This is a genomic window from Pantoea sp. PNA 03-3 (assembly GCF_003201175.1).
In the GTDB taxonomy this organism is placed as follows: domain Bacteria; phylum Pseudomonadota; class Gammaproteobacteria; order Enterobacterales; family Enterobacteriaceae; genus Pantoea; species Pantoea stewartii.
In genome coordinates this window covers 137845-153281 of sequence record NZ_QICO01000009.1, presented here as the reverse complement: position 1 = coordinate 153281, position 15437 = coordinate 137845, and the positions used below count along the sequence as shown (strand labels likewise).

The following is a 15437-nucleotide window of genomic DNA, read 5'->3' as shown; positions in this document are numbered from 1 at the left end:
GTCATCTGAGCTGGCATCAATCATAGTGGCCCCGCACGCAATACCGCTATAAGAGTAGTTAATTATTTTGCCTTAAACAAAATAATCCAGTTATTCGATGGTAGATTCTTTCTTAAATATACGTCAGTTCGTTAACCCCGTGTTGAGGAGTACGCTGAAAGAAATTCAGGCGCTACTCCTTGCGAAGTAATGAAGCGTTGCAAGCGTTCTGAATCGCGTGTCTTCCCCCCTTTCTCTCCGACCTTGCCCGGCGTGCTAATCACGACGCACAACAGAAGGCGCTCTCGTTCATCCGGCTATTTTTTATGACAATGCGCATGCTATGGTAGTGATTTGCGTTTATGTGGATACCTTTGATGAAAAAACAGCGGGTTGGCATCGTCTTTGGCGGGAAATCTTCAGAACATGAAGTGTCGTTGCAGTCAGCAAAAAATATCGTTGATGCCATTGATAAGACCCGGTTTGAGGTCGTGCTACTGGGTATCGACAAACAAGGACAATGGCACCTCAATGACGCCTCCAGCTTCCTGCTGAATGCAGAAAATCCGTCACTGATTGCCCTCAATCGCACGGCAAAACAGATTGCCCTGATTCCCGGCGAACCTGAGCAGGCACTCATTGCCCGTGACGATGCGCATTCCCTGTCACAGCTGGATGTCATTTTTCCGGTGGTTCACGGTACGCAAGGCGAAGATGGCGCGTTGCAGGGGTTACTGCGCATGGCGTCGCTGCCCTTTGTCGGGTCGGATGTGCTGGGGTCGGCGGTCAGCATGGACAAGGATTTCACCAAGCGCCTGTTACGCGATGCCGGCTTGCAGGTTGCCCCCTGGCTGAGCGTCACGTCTTCACAACTGAACCAACTGGACACCGAAGCCGTCATCGCCCGCTTCGGCCTGCCGTTGTTTGTTAAGCCTGCCAATCAGGGCTCCTCGGTGGGCGTAAGTAAAGTGACCCATGCCGCAGCGCTCCTGCCCGCGCTGGAAATGGCATTTACGTTCGATCGTAAGGCCCTGATTGAAAAAGCCATTAAAGGCCGGGAGATCGAATGTGCGGTGCTGGGTAACGAAGAGCCACAGGCCAGCCCATGTGGCGAAGTGGTGGTGAAAGAAGGTTTCTATTCCTACGACACAAAGTACATCAGCGAAACCGGCGCACAAACGGTGATTCCTGCCGCCATCCCAATGGACGTCGATGCGGCGATTCGCCAGGTAGCGATTAAGGCATTTACCACACTGGAATGCTTTGGCATGGCGCGTGTCGACGTGTTTTATACCGAGGAAGGCGAAATCGTGATCAACGAAGTGAATACACTACCCGGTTTCACCAATATCAGCATGTATCCCAAACTGTGGCAGGCGGCGGGCCTGAGCTATCAGGACCTGATTACCCGACTGATTGAACTGGCTATCGCACGCCATCAACAGAGCGCCCTGCTGAAAACCAGTATTCATTAATGTGCGTCCAGCGACCTGCTCAGGCAACGTCGCTGGTCATTTCATTATGGGCTTTGCCCGGCGATGTCTGATTGCGGCCATTTCGCTTGGAAATATAGAGATTTTTGTCGGCTGCGGAGATCAGGTTGTTAATCGTCTCAGCCCAGGCCGTACCCGGTTGGGCTTCGCCGTTTGCCAGGCCCAGGCTCACCGTGACCGTGACGGCATTGCCCTGCAGCACAAATTTCTCGCGGACAATGCTCTGCCGAATCCCCTCCGCCAGCGAATAGATTTTCTCTGGAGACAGATCGAACTGCACCACCACAAATTCTTCTCCGCCAAAACGGCAAATGTGCCCTTTGCTGCCAACCAGCGGCGAAATGCGGCGGGCAATCTCTTCCAGCACGCTGTCGCCCGCATCATGGCCGAAATTGTCGTTGACTGATTTAAAGTAATCCACATCCAGCAGGATCACGCCGACCTGACGTTGCGCATAGCTGGGCTCGTTACGCAGTCTTTCATACAGGCCGGATCGCGATAATAACTGGGTAAGAAAATCGTAATCGGCGCGCAGAGCCAGCCGCTCATTGAGCTGACGGATAGCATCCACGCTGACCGCCACAATCAGAGGACTGATGGCAAGCGTAGCCACGCCCAGTCGCGCTGACGTCAGATGACTGATGGGCAGCAGGCTTGAATCGCCCTGGATATGCATGACGCCATGGGAAACCAAAATGATCTGGCTGATGCCGGTTATCAGTGTCACCAGGCTGGTGAGCGGGATGGGCAAGACAATGGCGCACCAGATTAACGCCGGCACCGGCAGCGTCAGGCTGCCTGCGCCGCCCATTAAGGCACCCGTCGTTAAGGACAGCCCCACGGCGATAAGCGGCAGAATCGTCCCCACCTTTACCCGTAGCCCTGAGAACATCACGCGCCAGTTTGGGGTCAACAGAAACGGCAACAGCATTAAGCCGGTCGAAAACTGTTCGCTGAACCAGTTCATCCAGGCATCGGCGAACGCGGCATTGACACTGCCTACCTGTGCCAGTGCGCCCCAGGTGGCGCAACCGAACGCCGCCAGCAGGCAGGCGGGGAAGATCCGTAAGGCATTCGAGATGCGTTCACTGCTGGAATCATGCTGATACTGTTTTCCCATCACTAGTACGCATATCAGGATAAACAGAATATTGGCGACATTGAGCGTAAATGCCGGTAACGTCCAGCCCGAAAAGACCGTATCGTTAAATACCATCGCACTAAAGCAAATAAGATAAAAACGGGTTCGGTGAAGAAAGGGATAACGCAGCATCATACCGGCAATAAACACGTTTACCGGCCAGAACAGGGATAAATCGTGGGGAATGCGCAGATGACCGCCAACGAAACAAAACATCAGCGTAATCATAAACAGCCAGAAGGCACTCTTTTTAGCATTATGCTCTTCAAACAGCTTAGCGCGCATACGTCCGGACCTTGTCACAAAGAGGCTCACTATCTCGCCGCCCACAAAGTATGTGGCGTTATCATCATCATTAAAGCCTGATTCGTGTCTGCGCCATTCAGAGAAAAACAACAGTAAACAGGCGAACGTCAGGGTATTGAAACAGGTTACCGGTAACGAATGGGCTGGCAGACATCCCTGCCTATTATGTCTTACAAATAAAAAAATCGGATATCCGAGATATCCGATTTTTCTGCTGTAAATTCCAGAATACCGATGTCTGGTTATTTCACCGCCACCGGCCACTGACTCAGGCGTATGTTTCGTTTATCAGCATTTTCACCAAAATCTTTCAACACGGCTTTTACATCCGGATCGATGTATTCTGCATTATCGTTATCAACAATTACCACGCTATTTTCGGGAATTTTTTCCAGCAGGCCCTGAAGTTTAGGGTTGTGCAAAAACGTCAAATTTTGCTGAAAACGCAGCACATAGTGGTCGTCATAGCGCGTAAGCTGCAAGGCGTTGCGATGACTCTTGTAGATGCTGTAGATAATTTGAGTGGCAATACCTATGCCGATTCCCACCAGCATTCCCAACGTGATAATTCCGATAATCGTCGCCAGGAACGGGACGTACTGCTGTGCGCCCATACGAAACTGTTCGATAAACAGTCGCGGTGCAGCCAGCTTATAACCGGTATAGAGCAGGACCGCAGCCAGACTGGCAAGCGGAATGGCATTCAGCATCTCACTAAACCACATACCGCAAATCAGCAACATCACTCCATGAAGCAAAATGGACAGTTTGGTTTGTGCGCCTGCGTTGACGTTTGCTGAGCTGCGAACAATAACCGCCGTGATAGGCATTGCACCAAAGAAGCCCGCCGTTATGTTACCAATGCCCTGAGCAAACATTTCTCTGTTGGGCGATGGCGCAGGATTTTGCGGACGTAGCTTTTTCAGGGCTTCCTGGCTCAGGAGCGTTTCCAGACTGGCCACCAGCGCCAGCGTCACCGCGACAACCCACACCTGCGGATTTTGCCAGGCCATCCAGTCCGGCGTTTCAAGTTCGGCTATCATCGCCGAAACGCTGTCAAAAGCGGGCAGTGAAATACGCGGTAAGGCGTCGGTGAGTGACGGGAACAGTCGCGCCCCCAATACTGTCACCCCACAGCCAAACAGAACCGCAAAGAGCGGACCCGGGATCCAGGCTATCGCCTTGATGCGCTTGATGGGGCCGGTTGTCCACGCAAACAAAATGAACAAGCCCACCAACGACACCAACAGCGCCGAGAGCGAAAAGGTCATTTCACCGTTTACCAGCGACACCAGTTTTACGCTGCCGCCGGCTCCTAGCGCCACCGGTATTTGCTGCATGATCAGCAGCAGGCCAATCGCCGCCAGCATACCTTTAATCACGCTACCGGGCACGAGTGCAATAAAACGGCCAGCGCGCAGCAGACCAAACAGGCACTGTAAAAGCCCGGCGATGATCAGCGCAGTGAGAAACGCGGAAAAACTTCCCAGCGTGGCCATCGAGGCGACCACGATAGTGACCAGTCCTGCCGCAGGACCGCTGACGGCGAAGCGTGACGGACTGAGTGATGTCACGATTATCCCGCCAATCACACCGGTCAGTAAGCCGGCAAAAGGCGGTAAACCGCTGGCCTGAGCAATACCGAGGCAGAGCGGGAGTGCGACCAGAAACACAACCAGCCCTGCCGGCACATCGCGGCGTAACGTATCCAGATTCATGGTGAAGACTCCTCTGCAGATTGCTGAATCAACTCTTTAAGATGACCCGATTGCAGGTCGTAAACACAGCCAAACACATCCAGTTCCTGACCAGATTGCCAGGCCTGACGGACAGGGTCGGAAGCCACCAGCCTGGCAAACTGCACCCGCACGTTTGCCTCCACCAGACGGTTCAGTTTCTCACCCTCTGTTTCCTGCGCCGTCGGGTCGCCAAGATGGCTTGCCAGGCCGTCGCGCAAACAGGTAATACGACGCGCCAGTGCAGAATCCTCCGTCGCTAACGGACTGCCAGGCAGATTCAGAGCCGCCTGAACGCCGCCGCAACCATAGTGACCGCTTAATACAATGCGCTTCACGCCAAGAAAGAAGACGGCATATTGCAGAACACTCAGCAGATTGTCGTCTTCCGCCACGACCATATTGGCGATATTACGATGAACAAACAGCTCGCCAGGATGGGAACCCGTTAACACCTCCGCCGGTACCCGACTGTCTGAGCAGCCAATCCATAATGAATGCGGTTTTTGCTGATAGAGCGATTTTTCAAAATAGGCGGGGTTACGTTGGCGGCGCTGTAAGGCCCAACTGCGATTTTTCGCTAATAAGGGTTTAAGTGTCGTCACAATCATCTTCTCTTAACTACCGGGAATATCATTTCCAGGCGAACCACGGAGTGAACCCGCTCACCTTATTTGGGCGAGGGGCTAATGAAACCTGAACTCCATCACATTAAAAGGTTATAGCCGCTTATCATTTTCAATGCACCTGGAATATTACACGCGCCAAAATACTGCCTGCCTGTGTAAGACTTTATTCAACTAACGTCATCAAAACGTAAATAAGATTAAGAGGTCATACCACCAAATTTTGCAGTTATTTTAATTTTATTCATTTAAAATCAGACACATAAAATTAAAGTCATGATTTATAGATTGACAAATAAATACAAAACTTTCATAGCGAACTAAGTAATTAAAATAACAGCGACGCCACAGACCAGGATTAGTCTTAAATGCAGAATTTATAAATAGCACGATTAACCGCCTTTATTTAATGCAGGCAGTGAATCCGTCTTAATGAAGGGGTAAATTAAAGCGAGAGATAGTTAATTTAATTTGCGTGAAAATAGTGACGGATGTAAGTAAATATTTGAGCCAACGTGAAGGCGCCCGCCCAGTGCAGGCGCTTCATATTGACATTTTATTTACCGTTCCAGGCGTTGAGGCGCGCCTCACGAACGGAAAGCTGTTGTTGTGGTGTCAGCTTATTGTAATTTTCCGCCATGCCGCTTTCCCAGTCGCCATACAATGGATTGGGTAAAACAATAAATTGCGTACCGAAAAGCGCGTGATTATTGTCGACAAATGCCCGACGCTGCGCGTTACCCTGATGCCAGGTTGCGCCGCCAAAATCATTCAGGTTGTCACCGATATATAAAACGACATTGTAGCCCGCATTTTTAATGGCATCGAAACGCGCCTGCTTGTTTGAGGAGTCGGTTTTCAGGCTGACCGTTTTCTCACTGACTCCGCTGAAGCCAAGCTGCTGCAGGTTGGCCACCGTGGCGGCATAGTCTTTTTGATCGCGATTGGAGACGTAAAAAACGGTGCCGCCATGGCTGTTGACGTAGCGGGCGAATTCCACCGCGCCGGGAACCGCTTTTGCCTGCCGCGCCTGTGTCCAGGCTGACCAGGTTTTGTCGCTGAAAGGCTGGCCATTCTTCACCTGCCACGCGCTATAGGCACTGTTGTCCAGCATAGTTTCATCTAAATCGACAATGACCGCTTTAGGCTTGCCCACCAGCGAAGCCGATTGATCAAAGGCCAGACGGGCGCTGTTGAATGCCTGCCAGCAGAGCGCCTGATATTCGCCGGACTGCTGGAACCAGTTCAGGGCCAGGACCGTTTGTTGCCCCAGTTGCTGCTGTGCCTGCTGTCGGGCAGGTTGCGCGCAACCTGCCAGTGCCAGCGCAACCACCGCCGACAGCGCGAAATTCACTGAATGTTTCATCGTTTTATCCTAAGGTGTGAAAGATTTAAGTGGGTAACGCTTCAAAAATGTAGCAGTTAACGTAAGCTGAGGGCAGCAACATTACACGCTGTTTCAACAGGAGATGAAGATGTCCGCTACACCGCGTTCGCCGTTGCTTGATGCACTTGACTGGGTCGATTATGCGTTTCAGCCCGCAGGCGAACCGCCTCCTGATGATGCCGCCTATGCCCATCAGCGTCACAGCGCCGTCGTGTTAACCGACACTCACACTATTCCACCCAAAAGCGGTGATGCAGATGGCGTGATCGCCACCGGCCACCGCCCCGTCGCGGTTTACACGGCCGACTGTTTACCGGTGCTGTTTGCCGACAGCCAGCAGAAACAGGTTGCCGCTGTTCATGCTAGTCTGCAGGGGACCCTGGCTGGCGTGCTGTATCGGGCGGTAGCGCATCTTTGCGAACGCGGTGCCACGCCAGCGAGCCTGACGGTGGCGATTGGCCCGGCGCTGGCTCCCTGCTGTTTTGAGCTGGATCGTCAACGTCTGGCAGAGATTGAACAGATGCCCGACATGCCATTGCCACTGCGCTATTATGCGGCGCAGCCCCACAATCCCGGCGCTCAGCGCCCCCAGGCCGTTGCTACCCGTGGCGGTGTCTGGTTTGATCTACCGTATCTGGCGACGCAAATGCTGATAAAAGCAGGCATTCCGGCAGAAAACATTGACCCTGTCCACCAGTGCACCTATTGCACTACCGAGGCGGGCTCCAGCTACCGTTTCAACACGCATCACGGCAGTGGCTATCGTTCTCGCTATTCCTGGATTCGCCGCCGCTGAGGTTGCGCGCACATCCGCTGGCCTTCCCCTGCATTTCCCCGGCCTGGCCGTTTTATGTGGCGGCTAAGGCCGCTTTTATGATGTTTCTCACAGCCTGATGCCATTTCACTTTTTTTTAACAGAAAAATGGTTAAAGCTAACTCATCCGACCACTTTATCTGTGAGTGATTATGACTGTGCTGCCCTCATCCTACCCGGCGTTGTTTACGCCCCTTGATCTGGGGTTTACTCAGCTCAGAAACCGCTTTTTGATGGGATCTATGCACACCGGTCTGGAAGAGCGTGAAGATGGCGCGGCCAGGCTGGCGGCATTCTATGGCGAACGGGCACGGGAAGGCGTGGCGCTGATCGTGACGGGCGGCGTGTCGCCCAATCCTCAGGGCGTGACCGCCGCACACGGTGCGGTGCTGAACCAGGATTCACAGTGTGACTGGCACCGGCAAATCACCGCCGCCGTGCATCAGCACGGGGGAAAAATCGCGCTGCAGATTTTGCATACCGGCCGTTACAGTTTTCAGCGCGATCTGGTTGCGCCCTCTGCAATACAGGCCCCCATTAACCGTTTTACGCCGCGGGAACTGAGCGACGCCGAGGTTGAGCAGACCATTGCCGACTTCGCGCACTGTGCCCGTCTGGCGCAAAAAGCGGGCTACGACGGCGTAGAAATCATGGGCTCCGAAGGGTACCTGATTAATCAGTTTCTGGTACCGCACACCAACCAGCGTCAGGACCGCTGGGGCGGCGATTTTACCGGGCGCATGCAGTTTGCTTTAGCGGTCACCCGCGCGGTCCGTCAGGCCACCGGCGACCGTTTTATCATTATCTTCCGCTTGTCGATGCTGGACCTAATTGAGCAAGGCAGTACGCTGGACGAAACGCTACGACTGGCAACAGCGCTGGAACGCTGTGGCGTGACGCTGTTTAACACCGGCATTGGCTGGCACGAAGCTCGCATTCCGACCATTGCGACCTGCGTGCCCCGCGCCGCCTTCGCGTGGGTCACGCGCCGCTTGCGCCAACACGTTGCCGTGCCCGTGGTGGCAACGAATCGAATCAACCATCCACAGGTGGCAGAACAGCTTTTGCAGGATGGCTGTGCGGACATGGTTTCCATGGCCCGACCGTTCCTGGCCGATGCCGCGTTTGTCAGCAAGGCGCAACGGGGGGATGACGACAGTATCAACACCTGTATCGCCTGTAATCAGGCCTGTCTGGATCAGATCTTTGCCGGTCACGTCACCGCCTGTCTGGTCAACCCGCGTGCCTGCCACGAATCCCTCATGCCGGTGACACCGGCGCACATGCCCAAACGGCTGGCGGTTGTAGGGGCCGGTCCGGCAGGTATGGCGTTTGCCTTACAGGCGGCTGAACGCGGCCACCAGGTCACCCTTTATGAGGCGGCCGATGAGATCGGCGGACAGTTCAATATCGCCCGACAGATCCCAGGGAAAGAGGAATTCCGCGAAACCCTGCGCTATTTTCGCCATCGTTTGCCGGCGGCGGGCGTGGTAATCAAAACAGGCTGTCGGGTCACCGCTCCCCTGCTGGCAGACGCCGATGAAGTCATCCTGGCGACCGGCATTAAACCGCGTACGCCAGATATCCCCGGTATTGATCATCCCAAAGTCCTGAGCTATCTGGCCGTGCTGGCGGATAAGCGTCCGGTTGGTGCACGCGTGGCGATTATTGGCGCGGGCGGGATCGGGTTTGATACGGCTGAATATCTGTCTGAACCGCCCGCAAACGAAACCACCGGGGATTTTTATCGCGAATGGGGCATCGATCAGAGCCTGACGCAGCGCGGCGGCGTGATTGCGCCCGCGCCACAGCCTTCACCGCGTCAAATCTGGCTGCTTCAGCGCAAGCCCGGCAAGCCCGGTGCCACGCTGGCGAAAACGACCGGCTGGATCCATCGCAGCAGTCTCCAGTCACGGGGAGTTGAAATGTGGGGCGGGATTGAGTATCTGGCGATTGATGATGAAGGGCTGCATATCCGGCGCGACGGCGAGCGCCTGCTCCTGCCGGTCGACAACGTGATTATTTGTGCCGGTCAGGAGCCGCAACGCGAGCTGGAAGCGGCGCTGCGGGCAAACGGTAAACCCGTGCAGGTGATTGGCGGGGCCGACGTCGCGCAGGAGCTGGATGCCCGTCGGGCGATAGCCCAGGCCACCGCGCTGGCGTTAACGCTGTAGTTAACGCATTTTCACTGCACGCAGCACCACAAATTTTTTGTTGGAGGCAACCAGGGTGCAGTTGCCAAAGAGCTTCTTCAGCTTGTGGTGATAATCCAGGTGACGGTTGCCGACAATGCGCAGCTCCCCGCCGTATTGCAGGCAGCGCTTTGCGTCACGGAACATCTGCCAGGCCAGGTGATCGGTCACCGCGTGCTGCTGGTGGAACGGCGGATTACACAAGACCGCATGCAGCGTATCGGAAGGATAACCGCTCAGGACATTATTGACCCGGAACTGACAGCGTGACAGATCGTCCGGGCGGTTGATCTCTACGTTTAACCGGCTGGACGCCACCGCCATGTATGACTCATCAAGAAAATGCACCTCCGCCTCGGGATTTTGTGCCAGCGCCATCAAGCCAATCACGCCGTTGCCACAGCCCAGATCGACAATCTCGCCTTCAATATTTTCCGGCAGGTGCTGCATGAACAAGCGCGCGCCAATATCCAGTGAAGAGCGGGAAAAGACGTTGGCGTGGTTATGGATCTGATAAGGCGTACCGTCCAGCGACCAGACCTGGGTAGGCGATTTTTCGCGCAGCGCAGGCTGGGTGAACTGGCTGTAAATCACGCGCGCTTTTTTGACGGCCAGTGAGGTTTTGGTCTCACCAATGATTTGCTCAAACAATTGCAGAGTGGAGGTATGAATCTCTTTCGCACGCCCCGCCGCCATTATCACGGTCTCTGGCGTGATAACCTGACGCACTGCGCGCAGTTGCTGCTCCAGCAACGCCAGGGTTTTAGGAATTTTGATCAAGACCAGTGCCGGTGCGGCCGGCAACGGTGCCAGGCTGTCAAGGAACTGGACATCGCTGTCGTCCAGCGCATTCAGGCGCAGGTTCTGACGCGTGGCCTGCTGACTCAGCCAGGAGTCACTGATATGCCACAGCGGACGGGTGTTCAGTGCGCAGGTTAACGCCCCAAAGCTGTCGTTAAAGATTAACGCTGGACCAGGCGGCAGGCTTTGCTGCAGGAGATATTCATCAGCGGCATCCCAGGCTTGTAACGGACTTTCGTCACGCATCTGCGGGAAACGGTGCAGGATCAGTGTGCGATCGTTCAGTTCAAGTTGGCTCATGAATTCTCCGGCGTGGTACACTTTGGTTGATTTTCGCCCCAAAAAGGGGGCGCAGTATACTGTCTTTCGCCGGGAATCTCTAATGTCCTCACTGATCTATCTTCAGGGTTATCCTGAGTCCATCCTTGAACAGGTGCAAACGCTCATCGATCGCCAGCGTCTGGGCCCGGTGCTGCAACAGCGCTATCCCGACAGACACGATGTGATGAGTGATAAGGCGCTGTATGACTTTACGCTGGCACTGAAAAACCGCTTCATGCGCAACGCGCCGCCCATCAATAAGGTGATTTGGGATAACAAAATCAAGGTGATGAAGCACGCGCTGGGCCTGCACACGGCCATTTCCCGTGTGCAGGGCGGCAACCTGAAGGCCAAAGCGGAGATTCGTATTTCCACGTTTTTCCGCCAGGCGCCTGAGCCTTTTTTACGCATGATCGTGGTACATGAGCTGGCGCACCTGAAAGAGGAAAATCACGACAAGGCGTTTTATCAGCTGTGCTGCCATATGGAACCGGACTATCACCAGCTCGAATTCGACGCCCGCCTGTGGATGACAGAACAGGCTTTGCAGGGCAATGCGGCTTAGAGAAACTCCTGCGCTTTCTGAATCAGGCTGGTTTTGGTCAGCGCGCCTAAAAAACGGCGCTCCTGGGGATTATTCAGGACAGGCAGACGTTCCAGCGTGACGGCTGCAAAAGCTTCCCATCCTTCCCGCAGGCTTTGGTTTTGATAGGCCACCGGGAAATCCTCATCCATCACGCACTGCACCGGCGAGTCCAGATTAATCTCCTGCGCCAGCACCCGGCGGGATATTTCGTGAATGGAAACCACGCCCAGAAACGCGCCCTGCGCATTGATGACGTACACATAGCGCTCACGCTTAAGCGAACTCACCGCCAGTGCTTCCCCAACCGAGGCCTCAGGTTGCAGGGCCGCCCCCGGAATGATCAGTTCGCTGATGCGCATATTATCGAAGTCATATTTGGCTTCAGAACGGTTGAAATGGTGCGTCACGACGGGATAAGTACTGGCCATTTGCAGGCGGTAGACCACCATTGTCGCCAGAACGGACGCTATCATCACCGGAAACAGCAGGCTGCTGTTGAGCGTCATTTCCAGCACCATTAACATGGCCATTAACGGCGCCTGACTGACGGCCGCCAGGACGGCCGCCATGCCAACAGCGGCGAACAGCAGGACATTATTCAGGGGAAGATGCAGGGCAACCCCACATAACGCGATGACCATACCCAGCAGCGCCCCGATCAGCAAGGACGGTGTAAACAACCCGCCTACCGCATTGGAGCCTACCGAGAGGCTGGTCGCGAGCGTTTTTAAGACCAGCAGCAGCAGTAAACCTGATAACACATAATGCCCTGCCATCACCTTTACAATGACTTCATAGCCGTTCCCCAGGATATCGGTCGAGACCAGCGCCAGCAGGCCCACGGCAAAGCCACCCGCCCCAAGACGTAGCGGTAAGGACCGAACCCGACTGAACAGCGTTTTAGCACGGGCGATCAGGCGAATCAGGAGCAAACCGGCCAGCCCGGACAGTAAGCCAATCAGGACGGTAATCAGCAGGCTGCTGACATCCATCGTGAAACTCACCTCGGCCAGCGGATAAAGCGCATTACGAAAGCCCAGCGCCCACATGGTCATGACCGCAACAGCGGAGGAGACCACCAGCGGAATCAGGCGTTGCAGGGCGGAGATACCAAACGCGATCTCTGCCACGAAAATGGCCGATGCCAGCGGCGCATGGTAGACCGAGGAAAGACCAGCTGCGGCGGCCATGGCGACGACGTCGCTGTTTTTTAACTGCACGCCAGGCGGCAACAGGCGGCCGATCATGCTGCCACAGAGCGCGGCCAGTTGAACCATTGGGCCTTCTTTACCGATTGACGCGCCGCTGCCAATACTGGCAACCGAAGACAGCGCCCGGAAAAGGGAGGTTTTCGTCGGCACGGCGTCAAGGCGGGCATTAATGACTTCGAGATAGTCGGTCTTGACGGTTTGCTGCCGCTCTATCGCGACCGCGTAGCGCAGGAAGAAACCGGCCAGCAGACCGCCCACGCCGACCAGAACGGGCCAGAACAGCATGGGCCAGAGATGGATGGATTCGGTGATGTCGTTGCTGCGGCCAAACAGCAGATAATTGATGAACTCAATCGTTTCGCGGAACAGCAAAGTAACTAACGAGGCGGCACAGCCCACCGGCACGGCAATCACTAATGTGGTCCAGTTTAATGCGTGTTTGCTTCCTTTCACCTGCGCTCCCCGTCTTGTGCTTAACGTGCGGTATTCAGACATAGTATTGGAATGGCGATCTCAGGATCAACGTCTGATGTTGCCTGCCGGATGCCAGATGCTACTCTGCACTTTTACCTGCGCAGGAGATCACTGTGATTCGCTTTGCCATTGTGGGAACGAACTGGATAACGCGTCAGTTCATCGAGGCGGCACACGAAACCGGCAAGATGAGGCTGTGTGCCGTCTATTCACGTACCCGGGAGCAGGCGGCGGCATTCTGCCATGACTATCCTTGCGACCAGCGCTTTACGTCGCTGGCGGCCATGGCCGCCTGTCCTGATATCGACGCCGTCTATATCGCCAGTCCCAATGCCCTGCATTGTCAGCAGGCCATGCTGTTTATGTCGCAGGGCAAGCACGTCATTTGTGAGAAACCGCTGGCCTCGAATCTGCACGAGGTCGAAGCCATGATCGCCTGCGCCCGCCAGTATCAGGTGGTGCTGTTCGAAGCCTTCAAGACCGCCAGCTTACCCAACTTTATTCAACTCCAACAAGGGCTGCCTGCGCTTGGCACAGTGCGCAAAGCGCTGCTGAACTATTGTCAGTACTCGTCCCGTTATCCGCGTTACCTGAACGGCGAACATCCCAACACCTTTGATCCTCGCTGGTCCAACGGATCCATCATGGATATCGGCTACTATTGCCTGGCGGTCGCCGTCACGCTGTGGGGCGAGCCCCGGCAGGTGCTTGCCTCGGCCACCCTGCTGGAAAGTGGCGTGGACGGCCACGGCACAGTGAATCTGAATTATGGTGAGTTTGATGTCACGATAGTGCATTCAAAAGTCAGCGACTCGGTACTGGCCAGTGAAATCCAGGGGGAAGCGGGATCGCTGGTGGTGACACGTATTTCTGAGTGTCCATCTGTGACCTTTATTCCGCGTGTCGGGGAGAAACAGGATTGGAGCCAGCCTCAACACATCAATACCCTGCTGTATGAAGCAGAAACCTTTGTACGACTGGTAGAACAGCGCCATGTCAGCCATCCGGCGCTGGACATTTCCCGTAGCGTTGCAAAATTACTGACCGAGATCCGACGTCAGACCGGCGTGGTCTTTCCGGCCGACAGTGCCTGAATGTAAATATTTCAAAATATGACGGGCAGACGATTGATTCCTGACGGCCAGCCACGTAATTTATCGGCTTGCAAAGGGGAGTAACTTGTAAGCTGATTGATCGTCACTACGTTGCGTACGCATCCGGTCATCAGGCAACCCAGAATCCATTCCTGAGTTGTAAGTGAGACCTTGCCGGAAGGCGAGGTTTGCTTACACAGAATAAGCGGCTGACGTCTTCTGACCTCAGCCGTTTTTTTATTTCAGACAGGATACGATTATGCAAACTGTAGGTACGCCACTCCTCTGGGGCAGTTTTGCGGTTGTAGTACTTATCATGCTGGCGATTGACCTGTTCCTGCAGGGCCGTCGCGGTTCGCAAACCATGTCCTTCAAACAGGCTGCCGTCTGGTCGCTGATTTGGGTCTCCGTCTCGCTCCTGTTCAGTGCGGCGTTCTGGTGGTATCTGGACGGTACCGCCGGGCGTGACGTGGCGACCAGTCAGACGCTGGCTTTCCTGACCGGTTACGTGCTGGAAAAATCGCTGGCGGTAGACAACGTCTTTGTCTGGCTGATGCTGTTCAGCTACTTCTCTGTTCCGGCCAACCTGCAACGCCGCGTCCTGATCTACGGTGTACTGGGCGCTATCGTTTTGCGCACTATCATGATTTTTGCGGGTAGCTGGCTGGTAACGCAGTTTAGCTGGATCCTCTATGTATTCGGTGCCTTCCTGCTGTTTACCGGTATCAAAATGGCGATGGCGAAAGAGGACGATGCAGCCGTAGGTGACAAACCGGTTGTGCGCTGGCTGCGTAAACATCTGCGCATGACCGATACGCTGGACGGGGAAAAATTCTTTACGCGGAAAAACGGCGTGCTGTTTGCGACGCCGCTGCTTTTGGTACTGATCATGGTCGAACTGAGCGATGTCATTTTTGCCGTCGACAGCATTCCGGCCATCTTTGCCGTCACCACCGATCCCTTTATCGTTCTGACCTCAAACCTGTTTGCGATTCTGGGTCTGCGGGCCATGTACTTCCTGCTGTCTAACGTGGCGGAACGTTTCTCAATGCTGAAATACGGTCTGGCTGTCGTGCTGGTCTTTATCGGTATAAAAATGTTGATTGTCGATATCTACCACATTCCTGTAGCGATATCGCTGGGCATCGTCGGAACGATTCTGGCGTCGACGCTGCTGATCAACGCCTGGGTTAACCGTCAGAATGACAAAAAGAAGCTGAATAAGCCGTAACGGCACGGCAAGGAAAAACACGGAACAAGGGCGGCATGGGTGCCG

At 54.8% G+C, this 15437-nt stretch carries 12 protein-coding genes; 6 read left to right on the top strand and 6 right to left on the bottom strand.

Features of this window, described 5'->3' with window-relative positions; genetic code table 11:
* The first annotated feature begins 356 nt into the window (after positions 1-356).
* Positions 357-1454 (top strand): D-alanine--D-alanine ligase, encoded by a 1098-nt coding sequence (ddlA, locus tag C7433_RS20195; protein ID WP_110268783.1) that lies wholly within the window; start codon positions 357-359, stop codon positions 1452-1454.
* Between the two features lie 19 nt (positions 1455-1473).
* Here ddlA and C7433_RS20190 read toward each other — a convergent pair whose 3' ends face one another.
* The 4 genes from C7433_RS20190 to C7433_RS20175 form a co-directional block, all read right to left on the bottom strand.
* Positions 1474-2898 (bottom strand): GGDEF domain-containing protein, encoded by a 1425-nt coding sequence (locus C7433_RS20190; RefSeq protein ID WP_033739966.1) that lies wholly within the window; start codon positions 2896-2898, stop codon positions 1474-1476.
* A gap of 263 nt (positions 2899-3161) precedes the next feature.
* Positions 3162-4637, bottom strand: coding sequence for a SulP family inorganic anion transporter (locus C7433_RS20185; RefSeq protein WP_110268782.1), 1476 nt, complete (start codon positions 4635-4637; stop codon positions 3162-3164).
* Entirely contained in the window at positions 4634-5266 is a 633-nt protein-coding gene (locus C7433_RS20180; RefSeq protein WP_033739968.1) for a carbonic anhydrase, read from the bottom strand. Before C7433_RS20180 ends, C7433_RS20185 begins: the two co-directional genes overlap by 4 nt.
* Before the next feature lie 571 nt (positions 5267-5837).
* Complete coding sequence (locus C7433_RS20175) at positions 5838-6647, bottom strand: 5'-nucleotidase, lipoprotein e(P4) family (RefSeq protein WP_110268781.1); 810 nt, start codon at positions 6645-6647, stop codon at positions 5838-5840.
* A gap of 109 nt (positions 6648-6756) precedes the next feature.
* Here C7433_RS20175 and C7433_RS20170 point away from each other — a divergent pair, with 109 nt between their 5' ends.
* Together C7433_RS20170 and C7433_RS20165 are read left to right on the top strand one after the other, a co-directional pair.
* Positions 6757-7464, top strand: a complete 708-nt coding sequence (locus tag C7433_RS20170) for a polyphenol oxidase family protein (protein ID WP_110268780.1) — start codon at positions 6757-6759, stop codon at positions 7462-7464.
* A gap of 170 nt (positions 7465-7634) precedes the next feature.
* Positions 7635-9656 (top strand): NADPH-dependent 2,4-dienoyl-CoA reductase, encoded by a 2022-nt coding sequence (locus tag C7433_RS20165; RefSeq protein WP_110268779.1) that lies wholly within the window; start codon positions 7635-7637, stop codon positions 9654-9656.
* Here C7433_RS20165 and rlmG read toward each other — a convergent pair whose 3' ends face one another.
* Positions 9657-10775 carry a 23S rRNA (guanine(1835)-N(2))-methyltransferase RlmG gene (gene rlmG / locus C7433_RS20160; protein ID WP_033739973.1) on the bottom strand — a complete coding sequence of 373 codons (1119 nt, stop codon included), beginning with the start codon at positions 10773-10775 and terminating at the stop codon, positions 9657-9659. It abuts the gene before it with no gap.
* Positions 10776-10857: 82 nt separating this feature from the next.
* Between rlmG and C7433_RS20155 the strand changes: the two genes are divergently transcribed.
* Positions 10858-11361 (top strand): M48 family metallopeptidase, encoded by a 504-nt coding sequence (locus C7433_RS20155; protein WP_110268778.1) that lies wholly within the window; start codon positions 10858-10860, stop codon positions 11359-11361.
* Here the strand turns inward: C7433_RS20155 and C7433_RS20150 are convergent.
* On the bottom strand, positions 11358-13046 hold the full coding sequence (locus C7433_RS20150) for a chloride channel protein (RefSeq protein ID WP_110268777.1): 1689 nt from the start codon (positions 13044-13046) through the stop codon (positions 11358-11360). The genes C7433_RS20155 and C7433_RS20150 overlap by 4 nt on opposite strands.
* Before the next feature lie 134 nt (positions 13047-13180).
* Here C7433_RS20150 and C7433_RS20145 point away from each other — a divergent pair, with 134 nt between their 5' ends.
* Both C7433_RS20145 and C7433_RS20140 read left to right on the top strand, forming a co-directional pair.
* Entirely contained in the window at positions 13181-14161 is a 981-nt protein-coding gene (locus C7433_RS20145; protein ID WP_039341902.1) for a Gfo/Idh/MocA family protein, read from the top strand.
* 259 nt (positions 14162-14420) lie between these two features.
* The gene (locus tag C7433_RS20140) at positions 14421-15392 is read left to right on the top strand and encodes a TerC family protein (protein ID WP_033739986.1); all 972 of its coding nucleotides are present in this window, start codon (positions 14421-14423) and stop codon (positions 15390-15392) included.
* The last annotated feature ends 45 nt before the right edge of the window (positions 15393-15437 follow it).

Coding starts and splice junctions, on each gene's coding strand:
- C7433_RS20180 (WP_033739968.1), bottom strand. CDS start 5,266: ATGATTGTGACGACACTTAAACCCTTATTAGCGAAAAATCGCAGTTGG.
- C7433_RS20165 (WP_110268779.1), top strand. CDS start 7,635: ATGACTGTGCTGCCCTCATCCTACCCGGCGTTGTTTACGCCCCTTGAT.
- rlmG (WP_033739973.1), bottom strand. CDS start 10,775: ATGAGCCAACTTGAACTGAACGATCGCACACTGATCCTGCACCGTTTC.
- C7433_RS20190 (WP_033739966.1), bottom strand. CDS start 2,898: ATGCGCGCTAAGCTGTTTGAAGAGCATAATGCTAAAAAGAGTGCCTTC.
- C7433_RS20155 (WP_110268778.1), top strand. CDS start 10,858: ATGTCCTCACTGATCTATCTTCAGGGTTATCCTGAGTCCATCCTTGAA.
- C7433_RS20185 (WP_110268782.1), bottom strand. CDS start 4,637: ATGAATCTGGATACGTTACGCCGCGATGTGCCGGCAGGGCTGGTTGTG.
- C7433_RS20170 (WP_110268780.1), top strand. CDS start 6,757: ATGTCCGCTACACCGCGTTCGCCGTTGCTTGATGCACTTGACTGGGTC.
- C7433_RS20175 (WP_110268781.1), bottom strand. CDS start 6,647: ATGAAACATTCAGTGAATTTCGCGCTGTCGGCGGTGGTTGCGCTGGCA.
- C7433_RS20140 (WP_033739986.1), top strand. CDS start 14,421: ATGCAAACTGTAGGTACGCCACTCCTCTGGGGCAGTTTTGCGGTTGTA.
- ddlA (WP_110268783.1), top strand. CDS start 357: ATGAAAAAACAGCGGGTTGGCATCGTCTTTGGCGGGAAATCTTCAGAA.